The sequence below is a fragment of the Vibrio sp. YYF0003 genome, assembly GCF_036350715.1.
Lineage (GTDB): Bacteria > Pseudomonadota > Gammaproteobacteria > Enterobacterales > Vibrionaceae > Vibrio > Vibrio natriegens.
This window is the reverse complement of sequence record NZ_JAZDWA010000005.1, coordinates 311,403-326,609: the sequence shown is the minus strand read 5'-3', so window position 1 is coordinate 326,609 and position 15,207 is coordinate 311,403. Positions and strand designations below refer to the sequence as shown.

At 48.7% G+C, this 15,207-nt stretch carries 16 protein-coding genes; all 16 read right to left on the bottom strand.

Features of this window, described 5'->3' with window-relative positions; all coding sequences use genetic code 11:
• Window positions 1–167: 167 nt before the first annotated feature.
• A complete protein-coding gene (gene flhB, locus V1U08_RS16310; protein ID WP_020333596.1) occupies window positions 168–1,298 on the bottom strand; it encodes a flagellar biosynthesis protein FlhB in 1,131 nt (376 codons plus the stop codon).
• Window positions 1,299–1,307: 9 nt separating this feature from the next.
• On the bottom strand, window positions 1,308–2,090 hold the full coding sequence (fliR, locus tag V1U08_RS16305; protein ID WP_014232657.1) for a flagellar biosynthetic protein FliR: 783 nt from the start codon (window positions 2,088–2,090) through the stop codon (window positions 1,308–1,310).
• 8 nt (window positions 2,091–2,098) lie between these two features.
• A complete protein-coding gene (fliQ, locus tag V1U08_RS16300; RefSeq protein ID WP_014232658.1) occupies window positions 2,099–2,368 on the bottom strand; it encodes a flagellar biosynthesis protein FliQ in 270 nt (89 codons plus the stop codon).
• A gap of 24 nt (window positions 2,369–2,392) precedes the next feature.
• Window positions 2,393–3,262 carry a flagellar type III secretion system pore protein FliP gene (gene fliP, locus V1U08_RS16295; protein ID WP_330471011.1) on the bottom strand — a complete coding sequence of 290 codons (870 nt, stop codon included), beginning with the start codon at window positions 3,260–3,262 and terminating at the stop codon, window positions 2,393–2,395.
• The gene (gene fliO, locus V1U08_RS16290; RefSeq protein ID WP_330471010.1) at window positions 3,249–3,674 is read right to left on the bottom strand and encodes a flagellar biosynthetic protein FliO; all 426 of its coding nucleotides are present in this window, start codon (window positions 3,672–3,674) and stop codon (window positions 3,249–3,251) included. Before fliO ends, fliP begins: the two co-directional genes overlap by 14 nt.
• Window positions 3,674–4,084, bottom strand: a complete 411-nt coding sequence (gene fliN / locus V1U08_RS16285) for a flagellar motor switch protein FliN (protein ID WP_005448377.1) — start codon at window positions 4,082–4,084, stop codon at window positions 3,674–3,676. The genes fliO and fliN overlap by 1 nt, the downstream gene beginning before the upstream one ends.
• Before the next feature lie 58 nt (window positions 4,085–4,142).
• Window positions 4,143–5,189, bottom strand: coding sequence for a flagellar motor switch protein FliM (gene fliM / locus V1U08_RS16280; protein WP_014232661.1), 1,047 nt, complete (start codon window positions 5,187–5,189; stop codon window positions 4,143–4,145).
• 7 nt (window positions 5,190–5,196) lie between these two features.
• Window positions 5,197–5,700: a flagellar basal body-associated protein FliL gene (gene fliL / locus V1U08_RS16275; RefSeq protein WP_014232662.1), complete on the bottom strand. Its 504-nt coding sequence runs from the start codon at window positions 5,698–5,700 to the stop codon at window positions 5,197–5,199.
• 79 nt (window positions 5,701–5,779) lie between these two features.
• On the bottom strand, window positions 5,780–7,714 hold the full coding sequence (locus tag V1U08_RS16270; RefSeq protein WP_330471009.1) for a flagellar hook-length control protein FliK: 1,935 nt from the start codon (window positions 7,712–7,714) through the stop codon (window positions 5,780–5,782).
• A gap of 171 nt (window positions 7,715–7,885) precedes the next feature.
• The gene (gene fliJ, locus V1U08_RS16265) at window positions 7,886–8,329 is read right to left on the bottom strand and encodes a flagellar export protein FliJ (RefSeq protein ID WP_330471008.1); all 444 of its coding nucleotides are present in this window, start codon (window positions 8,327–8,329) and stop codon (window positions 7,886–7,888) included.
• Between the two features lie 5 nt (window positions 8,330–8,334).
• Entirely contained in the window at window positions 8,335–9,654 is a 1,320-nt protein-coding gene (gene fliI, locus V1U08_RS16260) for a flagellar protein export ATPase FliI (RefSeq protein WP_020333605.1), read from the bottom strand.
• Window positions 9,655–9,657: 3 nt separating this feature from the next.
• Window positions 9,658–10,458, bottom strand: a complete 801-nt coding sequence (gene fliH / locus V1U08_RS16255) for a flagellar assembly protein FliH (protein WP_330471007.1) — start codon at window positions 10,456–10,458, stop codon at window positions 9,658–9,660.
• 69 nt (window positions 10,459–10,527) lie between these two features.
• The gene (fliG, locus tag V1U08_RS16250) at window positions 10,528–11,583 is read right to left on the bottom strand and encodes a flagellar motor switch protein FliG (protein ID WP_014232667.1); all 1,056 of its coding nucleotides are present in this window, start codon (window positions 11,581–11,583) and stop codon (window positions 10,528–10,530) included.
• Window positions 11,576–13,318, bottom strand: a complete 1,743-nt coding sequence (gene fliF, locus V1U08_RS16245; RefSeq protein ID WP_014232668.1) for a flagellar basal-body MS-ring/collar protein FliF — start codon at window positions 13,316–13,318, stop codon at window positions 11,576–11,578. The genes fliG and fliF overlap by 8 nt, the downstream gene beginning before the upstream one ends.
• A gap of 14 nt (window positions 13,319–13,332) precedes the next feature.
• Complete coding sequence (gene fliE / locus V1U08_RS16240) at window positions 13,333–13,644, bottom strand: flagellar hook-basal body complex protein FliE (protein ID WP_014232669.1); 312 nt, start codon at window positions 13,642–13,644, stop codon at window positions 13,333–13,335.
• A gap of 145 nt (window positions 13,645–13,789) precedes the next feature.
• Window positions 13,790–15,199 carry a sigma-54-dependent transcriptional regulator gene (locus V1U08_RS16235; protein WP_014232670.1) on the bottom strand — a complete coding sequence of 470 codons (1,410 nt, stop codon included), beginning with the start codon at window positions 15,197–15,199 and terminating at the stop codon, window positions 13,790–13,792.
• Window positions 15,200–15,207: the final 8 nt, after the last annotated feature.

Sequence of the window (15,207 nt, the reverse complement as noted above, 5' to 3'; positions counted from 1 at the left end):
GTAACGAGATTATGCGCGACGGCTTTAGCCTAAAAGTTTAGGAATTGTTGATAGTTACATCATTCTTAGCAATCTGCGTACCATGATTTACGCCAAAATAATGACTAAAGGCTCAACAGGTCACAAATCATTGAATCAAAGAACTTTTATTTGACGCACTACTCCGTCTAGTGACGATGTTCCGGTGGGATAGGCAAGTCATAGTCCTGAAGCTTAGGTCTCTGACCACCCCGCTTGCGGTACTGTTTTAACTGGAAGACAAATGCGAGTACTTGCGCCACTGCGGTAAACAGACCATCCGGGATCTCCTGCTCCAGTTCCGTACTGTGGTAGAGCGCACGAGCTAATGGTGGCGCAGGGACAATGGTAATGTCATGCTCACGAGCCACCTCGCGGATTTTCATTGCCATATGGTCGGTGCCTTTGGCGATAACCACAGGGGCACGGTCCGTTTTCTGCTTATAGCGCAGCGCAACCGAGAAGTGCTCAGGGTTGGTGATGATGACATCCGCTTGAGGTACGTCAGCCATCATTCGGCGCTGAGCGGCTTCCCGCTGCAACATACGGATTCGCCCTTTAACCTCAGGCTTACCTTCTGTCTCTTTGTATTCATCTTTGACCTCTTGCTTGGTCATTTTCAATTGATCGGAGTGTTGCCAAATCTGAAAGGGAATGTCGATGGCAACCACTATCAGTAACGAGCAACTGATCAGTAAGATAAAGTTCAGCAAGATATCGAGGGCATGGAGAATATTCTGCGGATAAACGTCCATACTGAGTTGAATCAAGTCCGCTTGAGACGCCTGAATCAAATACATAGCGAATCCGGTCACCAGTACGACTTTTAAGATCGATTTGATCAGCTCAACCCAACTTTGCATGCCAACCATACGTTTAAGGCCACTAAGCGGGTTCATTTTTGACAGCTTAGGCATGGCCGCCTGGGCAGAAAAACTGATGCCACCAACACCCGCTGCACCTATCATCGCGGCAACAAATAAGGTGGCCAGAATCAGGAAGAGTGGAAAAAATAGTTCAGTCATCGCGCCTAACGCGATATCGAACAACTTAGCGGTATCAAAAATTTCATCACGGGTCAGATTGAACAGACGGCTCATTATGGAAAATAACGCGCGTGCTAATGTCTCACCAAACCACATCAGCGAAATAGCCCCAACTATCAATACCGACGCTGACGCAAGCTCTTTAGACCGAGCAACCTGCCCCTTTTCTCTGGCTTGTTGTAACCGTCGGGGCGTGGCTTCTTCGGTGCGTTCCTGACCGTCTGACTCTGCCAAACCAGCCTCCTAACAATCCAGGCGAATGAGGCGACAAATCTGCTCCTCACCCACAGCCCAGTACAACTCGTAATGGCTGTACAAGCCAGCCAAGATGTACCAACAAATTAACAAACCGACCATCAAAGCAAACGCGAAGCCAAGTGAAAAGATGTTTAACTGCGGTGCTGCACGCGTCATCACACCGAACGATAAGTTGATGGTCAACAGAGCAATAATACCTGATAGCGACATACTTAATGCCGTTTTGAACATGATGCCCAGCCACCCCGCCAACTCACGGAAATCCACTGCCGTTAGAGTGCCAGAGCCGATAGGTAGTGTTTTAAAGCTGAAAACCACCAGCTGCAACATTTTTAAATGCCCGTCTGTGGCAAGAAAGAACATGGTGGTTAAAAACATAAACAGCTGACCGAGCAACGGGGTATTTTGTCCGTTAGCCGGATCAACCATCGACGCAAAGCCCAAACTGGATTGCATGCCAAGAATTTGACCTAACAAGACAAAGGTCTGAATCATGAATTGAGTCACCATGCCCATCGCAATGCCAATAATCATCTGCTCGGCAATAGTCATAAAACCGCGAAATGAGACCAGCTCAATATCTTGTGGAACAGTCGGTATCGCAGGCATGACCGCAAACGTAATGGCGAGCCCCAGGTAGAGACGAATTCGAGGCGACACAAAACGTGCCCCGGTAACGGTCATCACCATCAACATGGAAGAGATACGGACATACGGCCAAAAATAGTTGGCAATCCACTCTAAAATGATACCAGACGGGTATTCCATGCTCGTCCCTAGTACAGCACTTGAGGCAGGCGCTCAATCAAACCGTAGAAGTACTCCATCAACATTTGTGTCATCCAGTGTCCAAATAGCATCAGAGCGAGCAAAGTGATGATCAAACGAGGCAAAAAGCTTAAGGTCTGTTCGTTAATTGATGTTGCCGCCTGAAAAACGGCCACGATCAGACCCACGAGCAGGCTTGGTATGATAATGGCGCAGACCATGATCAGCACCATCCACAGCGCTTCGCGAAACAGCTCGACAAACATTTCTGGAGTCATGTCTTATCCTCTACTCCGCGCCAATCACAGGGCAAAACTGCCAGCGAGCGTCGACAGTATCAAATTCCAGCCATCCACCAGCACGAATAGCATCAGCTTAAACGGCAACGATACAATCATCGGTGACAACATCATCATACCCATCGCCATAAGTACTGAAGCGACGACAAGGTCGATGATCAAAAACGGTAAGAACAACATAAAGCCAATTTGGAAGGCGGTTTTCAGCTCAGAGGTAATAAACGCCGGAATCAGTACAGCCATAGAAACGTCTTCTGGGTTTGTCACCTGCTCGCCCGACATATTGACGAAGGTTTCTAGGTCTTTAATTCGAGTCTGTTTGAGCATAAAGGCTTTCATTGGCACCTGCGCGGCATCAAACGCTTCTCTGGCAGTCACCTGCTCATTCAAATAAGGTTGAATGGCGGTATCGTTTATCTCGTTCAGCACCGGTGACATCACAAAGAAGGTAAGGAAAAGTGCGATACCAATGATCACCTGATTGGAAGGCGTTTGTTGCAGGCCCATCGCCTGACGAAGAATCGACATGACCACGACAATTCGCGTAAATGACGTCATCAAAATCACCATTGCTGGCAAGAAGCCAAGCATGGTCATTAAGGCGAGGATTTGCAGCGTGATGGAATAATCTTCGCTACCATCCGGATTGGTGGTCATGGTAAACGCTGGTATTCCACCGCTATTGGTGACCGACATCGTGCGGCTCGCGCCTGTCTCACTCTGCATAGCCTGAACGGTTACGCTGTTCCCTTCTGCCAAATTAGCAGGCAGTGAAGACTCCTCAACCTGAGCAAACGAAAGTGAAGAAAGCAGTACGCTCGCCAGCAAAATAAAGGTGCTCATGATGAGACGAATTGGGTTAGCGTTTGTCATTTTTCTTTATCAGCTGACTAAATTGATTGGCAAAAGCAGTATTCGCCAACTCTTCCTCTTTGAGAGGCTTCTCGAGCTTGGCAAGCGTTTGGATAGATTGGCTAGTGATGCCGACTAAAAATTGCTCTTCACCAACCTGAATCACTGCAATTCGCTCTTTGGTTCCCACAGGTAACTGGCTGACGATTTTTAAGCCTTTTTGTTGCCCGAATGCTGGCACTTGCATGCGCTTCAACAACCAGGCAAGCAGCAATATCACCCCGATAACCAGCACCAGAGAACCGAGTGTCGTCAGCAAATCAAAACTGCTTGGCGCAGACATCGAAGCAGAAGAAGCCAGCGCCAGTGGCGCACTTAATGTGCCGCTCAGCGCGCCAGCTATTTGCTTCAATCTTTTTGAACCAATGCTCATTAGCGAAGCTTCTTAATTCGTTCAGTCTGACTGATCACGTCTGTTAAACGGATACCGAACTTGTCGTTGACCACAACCACTTCACCGTGCGCAATCAGAGTGCCATTAACCAACACATCCAGTGATTCACCCGCCAGACGATCCAGTTCCACCACGGAGCCTTGGTTCAATTGCAATAGATTGCGGATGCTGATTTGCGAACGACCAACTTCCATAGAAATCGTTACCGGAATATCCATGATGGTGTCGAGTTTACGACGCTCATCATCAGATATTGGGCTTGAGGTATCTTTCAGCTCCTCCAGAGGTGCTGCCAATACTTCATCTACGTCAATTGACGGTGCAGACGGGTCCTCGCCCAGAGCGGCCGCCCATTCGTCCGCTAGCTTTTGATCGTCACTTGGTTCCATTTTTCTATCCTGTGCTTTTCCTTACTTGCCCCTCAAAATAGGAGCCCTGTAAGGTGTCTTAATCTTCTGTTTGGTTGTCCTTCTCAAGTTCAGACATGATGTCTTTACTCAAGAAAGCTAAATCGGTTTTCACGACGTGAGGTCGCTCAATCTCTTGTGATATCTGTACCGCCAGCTTGTCATCTGCACGTCCCATTTTTACTCGATAGGTCGGCAAGTCTTCGACGAACATGGTCGCATGCTCCGGCATTTCTATCGGGATGATGTCTCCGGGTTGCAGCTCCATCAGATCACGCAGCGAAATGTTCTTTTCCAGCAGGTTCACGCGGAAGTTAACCGGACAGTCCATGATTTCTTCGCGCAGAGCCGAGCTCCAGCGAACGTCAGTTTCCATCTTGTCTGACTGCACACCGGCATCAAGCAGTTCACGGATCGGTTCAACCATGGAGTACGGCATGACCACGTGGAAATCACCGCCGCCACCATCGACTTCGATGTGAAAAGAACTGACCACAATCACTTCTGTTGGGCTGACAATGTTGGCCATGCTCGGATTGACTTCCGAGTCGAGGTATTCAAACTCCACCCCCATGACTGGCGACCATGCTTCTTTGTAATCTTCAAAGACGACTTTCAACAGCAGTTGGATAATGCGTCGCTCAGTCGGCGTAAATTCGCGGCCTTCAATTTTGGCGTGGAATCGACCATCACCACCAAAAAAGTTTTCTACCAGAATAAATACCAAGCGCGCTTCCATGGTGATCAGCGCAGTACCTTTTAGCGGTCGGAAGCGAACCATGTTCAAACTGGTTGGAACATACAAGGTGTTCTGGTACTCGCCGAATTTCATCATCTGAACGCCGTTAATCGACACTTCTGCCGTTTTGCGTAGCATATTGAACAGGCTAATACGCATATGTCGGGCAAAACGCTCGTTGATAAGCTCGAGCGTCGGCATACGACCACGGACTATTCGGTCTTGAGATGAGAAGTCAAAACTGACAGCACCACCGGGATCGTCATCGATGGAATCGTCAACGTCATCAACATCGTCAACGCCATGCAATAGCGCATCAATTTCGTCTTGGCTTAATAGATCGGTCACGTTTTACCTATTGAATAACAAAATCTGTAAACAGTACTTTTTCAATCACTGACTTTCCGACAGCGGCATTCAGTGCTGCTTTAATATCTTCTGACGCGCGATCGCGTAACTCCACTCGTCCCGTTGGCGAGCGCAACTGCTCTACGGTTGCCGAAGCGAACGTCGACAACAGTGAACTTTCGATCAATGGCGAATGATAACGTGCCAGTTGTTCATTCTCTGAACCACGTACCATCAACTGAGCTTTGATTTGTACCAGTCTGTCGCGGCTGTCTCCGGTCACGTTGAAAACAAACGGCTGGGGAAGGTTTACATACGCAATGGGAACTTCGGCTGCGGCGACTTGAGCTTGTTGCGGTTCCGCATTACTCGACTTCTCCGAATCATCCGATCCCATGAAAAAGAACGCAGCTGCACCGCCTCCCAACAAAAGGACCACGACTGCTATGATAATCAGTAGCTTACCTTTGCCTTTTGGTGCGCCCACCCCTTGTAACTGTTCTTCAGCCATTCTTTTCTCTTATTTTTGTTTTATTTAATCTGGCGGATAACGAGGCCATATTGGTTCTCATCATCCAAATTCAATAATGTTATGCGTAGAAACTAATCCCATCACGCGGCGAGGTGACATTCACATTAAGTTCAACGCCGCCATCAAAGTCTTCATCAGTCTGACCTGAGAAACCTCGCCCAAAGCCGCCTTGCTTATTTTGCTCCGCCGCAGAATATCCACGTTGCTGCTGGCCACTATTTTGCTGTTGAACCGAAGTGTCAGCCAACTGCATACCCTGCTGGGCAAGCATTTCTCGCAGTCGAGGCAGTGTTTGTTCAATAATGTCACGCGCCTGCGGATTGGATACCGTAAAGTGAACATTGGCCAAATCGCTGTTCATAGTCATGCGAATCTGCATCCGGCCAAGCTCAGGTGGATCAAGGCGGATATCAAGGTTCTTCAAGTTTTTCGACATCATCATTTGCACTTTTTCTGCTACCTGATCGTTAGCCAACTCCTTGGTCAACTGCAGTGGTAATTGTGCTTGCTGCGCGGCATCGATTCGGGCTTGCTGTGGCGTGGTTACGCCTTGCTGACTGACAGCGGCTTGCAACTGACCAGCTAACCCCTGCTGTGGCTCGGTTTTATCCTGCTTATCCGTCGTAGCTTTGAGGATTCCGGCCGCTAATGCTGAGTTCATCGCTTTGTGGCTGGCTTCGGTATTTGCCAGCGTCTGCCCAATCGCAGGATTGACAGTAGCCGTCGTTAGCCCTTCCGGCATGGCAGGTAAATCGGCTTTTTCAGCCACCTGCGTTGGTACTTGTCCAACCGCGGCTTTCAACTCTTGAGCCGCCACTTGCGGTGTCGGAGTCGAAGCGTTCATCTGGTGGCGCGTTACGTTGTGCTGCGCCGTTTGTGGCTCTGATATTGCGAGTTTTACTTCGTTTGGAAAAGCCACTAATTGAGAAAGTTCACCGTCGGATAACTCCGCGATAACGGCACCCGTTTTCAAACCGTCAATAATGTCAGACTCTTGGTTCGTCAGTGGTTTACCCTGAGCCAGTTTGGTGTCGATAACTTCAAGTTCTTCAATCGAGACGCGCTGAACTGCATTCGCACTCATGACACCTAGCTCATCGTTGCTAATAGCACTCGCTGTGTACGCCATAGCCTCGATATTGACGGTATTTGGTTCCAGTGTTGTTTCAGGCTCAGAGCTCAAAGGAGAACCATCTTTCCCACCAGCCAAATCAGAATCATGATTTTTTGCTTCAATGACAGCGGGCTTCAGTTCATCTTCAGCAACAAGTTTTTTGACACTTTCGACACCTTCAACAGGCTCAAAAGGTTTCACGAGTTCTAAATCCTCTGGGTGTTTAGCGTTCTTGCTGCCAACGTGTTCCAAAATATCAATCGTCTTGGGAGGCAAAACCTTGCCACGCTCTAGCTCTTGATTGACAGAGTTCAGGGCTTGATTCGCTTGTTCAATTCGTCCGAGCAGTTGCTGTCCTTCGTCCATAGAACGAGTGACATCAAGGTCGACAACTTCATCACTTTTGGCAATTTTCGGCTCAGGCTTGCCTGTCTCCACGACGGTCTGTTCAAGATCAGACGGCGCTAGTTTTGTAGGTGCGACCTGATTGCTAGTGGCCATCTCCTGACTTCCACTCTCGCGCGTTACCGACGGCATTACCTGTTCTTCAGGCTCTGCCTGCCCGTTGTCTTGTTCTAACAATACTTTTGTTGACTGATTTTCGCTTTGTCCTTCAGATACAACGGCCTCTTCAACTTCACTTTCTGCTTCAGAGGTTTCCACGGAAGAAGCTCGAGCGTTATCACTCGTTTCTGTAACTTCAGGTACATCTGGCGTCAATTTTTCATCAGTCACTTCAACTTTGAGTGAATCTGCGAATACTCCAGCTAAGGTTTCCATAAAACCTTTGCTTTCTGAGCCTTCTGTAGACGTTTTTGCGCCAACCTCAGACACCGAGGTCTTATTGGTCGCAGCAACATTAGACAAATTCACATTCATATAAACATTCTCGTTTTTGGCAATGAACGACTTCGCTCAGCCAAATCACATGTCAGAGGTAAGTTGAATTATTAAAAGGTGAATTTGCAAAAATCACGCCAATACAAAACGTAATTTTCCTGACGCTGAAAGAACATCAAAGTGATCGTTCAAAAGCTCTCTGAATAATGGTCAGAACATTTTGACCTTACGGCTGTAGAGCAACGTCGAGAACTCATCCATTTGCTTTTGCTCACGCTTGGCTTCTTCGGCTTGTTTCTCTTTAGCTCGCTTCTCAATCATCCACTCATAAGACATGCGCTCTTGACGCATTTTCAGCCAGTACTCTTTACCGTTTTCGACTTGCTCTCTAAAGTGGCTTTCCGCTTGCTTCTGCTTAGACAAGGTTTCATCCAGCTGAGTAAGAAATCGATTCAAATGACCATACTGACTTGCCGTTAATCCAGCCTGTCCCCGGTCTACTAACTGCTGGCAGTAATCGAGTCGATACTTTTCAATTTGTTCAACTTGACGGTAGTAATCCTCTAACTCAGCACGCGCTTTATTCAAAGCTAATACGGCTTGCTCTTCCCGCTCTTTTGCTTGATCAAACAAAAACTCCATGGCGTTATTCATAGCAATTACCCACCTAAAATACTTCTCAGCATGTTGACACACATGTCGTATGGAACGGATTCTTTCATACGCTGCTGCAAGTATTCGTCTAACTTCGGCTTAAGCGTAAATGCACTGTCGATAGCAGGGTCGGTACCCGGTTTGTAAGCACCAATCGAAACCAAGTCCTGATTTTTGCGGCAAATCGACAGCACCTGACGAACGGCTTTTGACATCAATACGTGCTCTTCGGTTGTGATTTGCGGCATCACACGGCTGACGGATTTCTCGACATCAATCGCCGGGTAGTGTCCCGCATCCGCCATTTCACGAGACAGCACAATGTGACCGTCAAGAATCGCACGAGATGCATCGGCAATCGGGTCTTGCAGGTCGTCACCTTCGGTTAGAACGGTAAAAAATGCAGTGATTGAGCCCTGATCTGCGCCGCCGTTACCCGCCCGCTCGACCAATGCCGGCAATTTGGCAAACACCGATGGCGGATAACCTTTGGTTGCAGGCGGCTCGCCAACAGATAAGGCGATTTCACGCTGTGCCTGAGCAAAACGGGTCAAAGAGTCCATGAGCAACAGCACATCCAACCCTTGATCGCGGAAGTACTCTGCTATGGTCAGCGCGGTTTGACAGCCTTTTAAACGCATCAGTGGAGAAGCATCGGCAGGCGCTGCGACCACAACAGATCGACGACGCCCTTCTTCACCCAAGATCTCTTCGATGAACTCTTTAACTTCTCGTCCACGCTCACCAATCAGCCCTACAACCACAACTTGCGCGGTAGTGCCTCTGGTCATCATGCCCAGCGTGACCGATTTACCCACACCAGAACCAGCGAACAGACCAATACGCTGACCTTTACCAACCGTCAGCAATCCGTTAATCGCTTTTAATCCCACATCGAGAGGTTCTGAAATCGGTTTACGCGCCAGTGGGTTGATGGGCTCCGCATTAAATGAAGCACGGTGATCGGTATAGATAGGGCCAAGGCCATCGAGTGGATTACCCACACCGTCAATAACACGCCCAAGTAGCTCCATTCCTACTGGTAAGCCTGCGTCACTGGTCAATGGCGTTACTTTTGCGCCAGGCAAAATACCGGTGATTTGTTCACTCGGCATCAAAAACAGGTTGTCGCCAGAAAAGCCCACCACTTCAGCTTCCATGTGCCCGGACATGGTCTCGACCAGACATAAACTGCCAATCGGAGCCCGGCATCCTGTCGCTTCTAAGGTCAAACCAACAACCCGAACAAGCTTGCCAGATGCCACCGGTCTTGTGGTCAACCCTTCGACTTTGTAGTTTTTTAGACGGTCCGCCAGCGCTAACATGGGTTACTCACCCTCTTGGTGACGGTTTGCGCCACAAAAGCTCTGCAGTACATTTTTAATCCGCTCTTCCATGCGATAATTAATGCTCGATTCACCTGCTGCGATCTGCACATCACCACGATTGAGTGAAGGCTCAGCGACCAGCGTCCAGTTACGACAATCTAATTCCTGCTCACCGTATGCAGAGCGAATGATGGACACGTCTTCCGGATTCAGGTGTAACGTAATGGGATGACCAGAGATAGGCAGTGCTTCAACCGATTGCTTGACCGTATCGAGAATAATTTGAGGATTGGTCTGAACCTCGATGTGAACCACTTCTTTAACGAGGCACAGCACCATGTCCACCAGCTGTTTTTCAACCTGAGCATTCATCAGCTCCAGAGGTTGCGCGAACTGATTAGCCAGATTCATGAATACTTCCACCTGCTGCTGAATAAACTCTTGTCCGGCACTCACACCTTCTGCTTTACCGAGTTCTAAACCTTCAGTATGACCCGCCTGCAAACCTTCTTCTTTGCCTTTATCGTAACCTTGTTTAAAGCCCGCCTCCTGACCTTGGTGCAATCCTTCCTGATAAGCGCCTTGCTTAATCAGCTCAATCTGCTCTTCGGTCAGTTCAAGAACTTGCTCTTCTTCTGGCTCATCAAAGTTTGGAGTCCAGCCCGGATCATAATTCAGCGCCGTTTGTCTGGCTTGTTTGGCTTTTGGCTCGCCGTAGTCAGGCAGCCCCCAGCGTTGCGGTTCGATCATCGCATCATCTTCATCAGGACGAATAAATCCACGTTTTCTATCGCCAACCATGGGTTACCTATGCATATTTGATTTGTGTTGAAGTTGCCCTGCGGTAGGAAAATAGCAGGGCAAAAGAGATTATAAGAATTCGTCTGCGCCACCAGAGAGCATGAGCTCGCCCGCATCCGCCATACGGCGTGCAATCGCAAGAATTTCTTTCTGCGCTGATTCCACATCAGCGACACGCACTGGCGGCATCGCTTCAATGTCGTCACGCATCATCTCAGCCGCACGTTTTGACATGTTCTTAAATACTTTCTCACGCAGAGAATCGTCGGCACCTTTCAGTGCTCGCTGAAGTACATCTTGTGGGACGTCACGCAGCAATTTCTGAATACCCTGATCGTCGACTTCCGCCAGGTTCTCGAACACGAACATCAGATCCTGAATTTGCGTCGCCATGTCTTCGTCCTGATCTCGGATTTGGTCCATCAAGATGCCTTCGACATTGTTGTCGAGGTAGTTCATGATTTCGGCTGCTGCCTTCAGGCCACCAATCTTGGCAGCCTGCGCGCCAGCCTGACCAGCAAACTGCTTCTCCATAATTTCGTTCAGCTCCGCTAATGCCGATGGCTGAACTTCTTCTAGGTTGGCAATACGCATCATCAAATCCAGACGCACACGTTCCGGGAACTGTGACAGAATTTCTGCCGACTGATCTGCTTCTAAATACGACAAAACAATGGTTTGGATTTGTGGGTGCTCATTGACAATGATGCTTGCGACTTGACGTGGGTCCATCCATTTTAAGGAATCCAGACCTTTTGAACCCGTACCAAGCAGAATCTGGTCAACCAGGTTATTCGCCTTGTCTTCACCCAGAGCGGCTACCAACGCATTACGCATGAAGTCTTCACTGCCCATACCGATATTGGTGTATTTCTGGATATCTTCCAAAAAAGCACGGTGTACAGAAGACACTTTTTCCTGGCTCAGATCTTTTGCTCGAGCCATCGCACCGCCAACACGCTGTACCTGTTTTGGTTCCAGGTGGCGAATGATGCCCGCCGCATCCTGCTCATTGAGGCTCAACAACAAAATGGCGGCTTTATCTTCACCGCTGATGGTTGATGCATCAAACTCCACTGGCATGCCTGCGCCATTTTCACCCTGAGGTACGATATCGTTAGCCATTTTCATTCATCCAGTTTTTCACAACCTGAGCTGCCAGTTCTGGTTCGTTTGCCACCAGCGCACGAACCGCTTTCAGTACGTCTTCATCTTTGTGTAAATTCGGCAAGTCGATACTTGAACCAAACTCAAACAGCTCGCTACTCTCAATGTCACTGCCAATCAGGCTGGTTTCACCGTCCGCACCAATAGGCATGCCATCCGGGCCGTACATTTCATTTTCGTTGTCGCTGGTAGGGTTAAGCAGTTTCTTCATAGCAGGGCGAACCAGAACCAACACCACCACGATGATGACCAAGGCGCTGGCAAACCAGCGAACCCAATCGTTAAAGTTTGGATGTTCCCAAATTGGTTGGTCGACAAGCAGCTCCGCTTCTGGCTCGGCAAACTTGACACTCAATACATTGAGTAAATCACCACGCGACTGATCAAAACCGACGGTGCCAATTAACACCTGACGAATCGCATTAATTTCGGGCTCAGACATCGGCGTGTAAGTGACTTCACCGGTGTCTGGGTTGACTTCCCGGCGGTCTTTGATTGCCACAGAAACCGTTTGACGCGCAACGGTACCAGTCTGTTTACGCTCATGGCTGATAGTGGTGTCCAATTCAAAGTTACGTGTCGATTCTTTACGCACGGAACCTTGCCCTGATAACGACCCATCTTTCATCTGAGCAATATCTTGTGGAATCGACGCATCGGCTGGCGGTTGGTTACTCAGAGCGCCAGGAATCCCAGCCACCGTGTTGCTGTTGTTGTAATCTTCCAATGCATATTCACTGCGTGTCGCTGGCGTATTTGGATCAAAGCGTTTTCGGGTTTGTTCTACCGCACTGAAGTCCATTTTGATATCAACCTGCGCGGTGTAATTGCCGATGCCCAAAATTGGCAGTAACACGGAATCAATTTTTTCACGTAGCGCTTGTTCTTGATTTCGCTCCAACTCTTGCTCTTTTCGACGAGCAGCCGACGCCGGATCTTCAGAGCCTGAACTCAGCAAACGACCATGCTGATCCGTTACGGTGATACGCGAGGTTTTCATTCCCGGAACCGCACTGGCGACCATGTCGACGATAGAATTGACTTCCTGCTGCTTGAGGTTAGCCCCAGTGGATAAAGTCAGAAAAACGGAGGCCGAAGCATCTTGGTTGTGGCGAACAAAAACACTGTGTTTAGGCAACGCCAGTAACACCCGAGCTTTGCGAACCTGCTTCATTTCTTCAATCGCTTGAGCAAGTTGTCGCTCACGACTGAGTTTCAGACGCTCTTGCTCCAGGCGCTGAGAAACCCCAAAACCCATGTCTTGCAGCAAAATGTCATCGCCAGCTTCTGTAGCCTGATTGACCCCCGCTCGCACCATACCAAGTTTGATCGAGTTGTAATCACTCGCCTCAACCGAAACGGTATTACCATCCAGTTTGTAGTCAATTTTTTGCTGATCAAGATAGTCCAGAACCGGGATCAGTTCTTCGGTCTGATATGCGCCAAGCGGACGCATTTCTGGCTCTTTCACCCAGAAAAATAGCATCACGATCAACGCAACACAGATGGAAATGGACAACACCAGAACGACCTGACGAAGTAAGTCAAGATCGCCTACGGCCATATCTAGTTTTGACGCGCTGCGCTCTTCCAAATCTGGATTTTGACTTTCCACATCCAGTTCAGAATTCGCGATAAGCGCACCATCTGCACCGCCATCAGTGACGGTTAAATCTGTAGACTTGTCTGCCACACTGATTACCTAAATTACACTGGCATATTCATGAGGTCTTTGTAGGCCTCGACGAGCTTATTGCGGATTTGGACTGTGGCATCAAACGCCACACTGGATTTGTTTCGGGCAATCATCACGTCTGAAAGGGAAACATCGGCGTCGCCACGGTCAAAGCGGGTTTGAAGATCACCCGAGGCTTTTTGAAGTGAATTTACGTTATTGATAGCGGATGTGAGGAGATCACCAAAATCGGCACCAACTTTGGCACCTGTTGCCACAGGCGCCGTGTTCGTTGCCTCTACCATCATGGCGCGCATATCTGCTTGAATACCATCAATTTTCATTACCACCCCGGAGCCAAATCTTTGACTATTAATAAAATTGTTCATTATCAAAGCAATTAACGTGCCATAAGGCGGTAATGATTTGTTTGGTTTTGCCCAAGCATTGTGACTCTATACGCAAAAGGCTCCGCTAAACTCAGCAGAACTAATTGGGAATGTCGATACCCGCATCACGCATCTTAGCCAGTTTGTAGCGCAGTGTGCGTGGACTGATACCAAGTTTATCCGCCATGTCTTTTCGACGACCGTTACACTCAACCAGGGTATCAAGGATGATGGCATACTCTTGGTCACGTAGCTCGCTGCCTAGCCCTTCACCACCAGATACAATACGACTCACGCTTTCTGCCTGAGCAACGGGCTTGACGTCTGGTACCAAAGTTTGTGCATTTTGCACCACACGTTGCAGGCTGTTCGCATCTTGCCAGTCGACACCTTCGAGCAAAATATGTTCGCCATCAATGTCGCCATTTTCGCTCAGAATCAGAGCACGCTGAACGACGTTATCGAGTTCACGCACGTTACCCGGCCAAGGATAGTTGAGCAGTTTATCTACCGCAGATGCCGAGATTTTAGGTACAGGCATACCCATCTTGCCACAATGACGTTCCGCCAGATGTTTGGCTAATGGCTCAATATCGCCTTTACGCTCACACAGAGCTGGCCATGCAATTGGGAAAACGTTGAGGCGGTAATATAAATCTTCACGGAAGTTACCTTCCGACACATATTGTTTAAGATCGCGGTTACTGGTTGCCAAGACTCGAACATCCAGTTTAATGCTCTTGCGACTGCCTAAACGTTCGACTTCACGTTCTTGTAGTACACGCAGCAGCTTGGCCTGAAGGTTGAGGTCCATTTCGCTGATCTCATCCAGCAAAATCGTCCCGCCTTGCGCTTGTTCGAATTTACCCGGACACGCTTGAACAGCACCGGTAAAAGCGCCTTTTTCGTAGCCAAATAGCGTGGCTTCAAGCATGTTATCTGGAATGGCAGCACAGTTTATCGCGACAAAAGGACCATCTTTACGGCTTGAAGCATTATGGATGTAACGCGACATAACTTCTTTACCTGAGCCGCTTGGGCCTAGGATCATTACGTTGGCGTCAGTACGCGCCACTCGTTCGGCCAGCGCTAGCAGTCGCAGGCTTTTTTCGTCTGCAACCACCGCATCGCCACTATCGTCACTTTTGATAGGCGCGTAACGACTGACCATATTAAGTAACACTTCAGGTGCGAATGGCTTCGCCATGTAGTCTATCGCACCGTCTTTCATTGCTGAGACCGCATCTTCAATATTCGCGTACGCCGTCATCAGCAGAACAGGAAGATTGGGCCAGTTCTGTTTGATGTTTTTTAGCAAGGCCAAACCGCCCATGCCAGCCATTTGCACATCAGAGACGACAATGTCTACTGTGTTTGATTTCAGCTTAACCAGAGCTTCTTCTGCACAGCCCGCTTCTAACCACTCATAGCCTGCCAGAGCCAGAGTATCTACCAGGGCCTCACGAAGACCTTCGTCATCTTCTACGATCAGCACTTTGCTTTGCGCCATTTTGATTC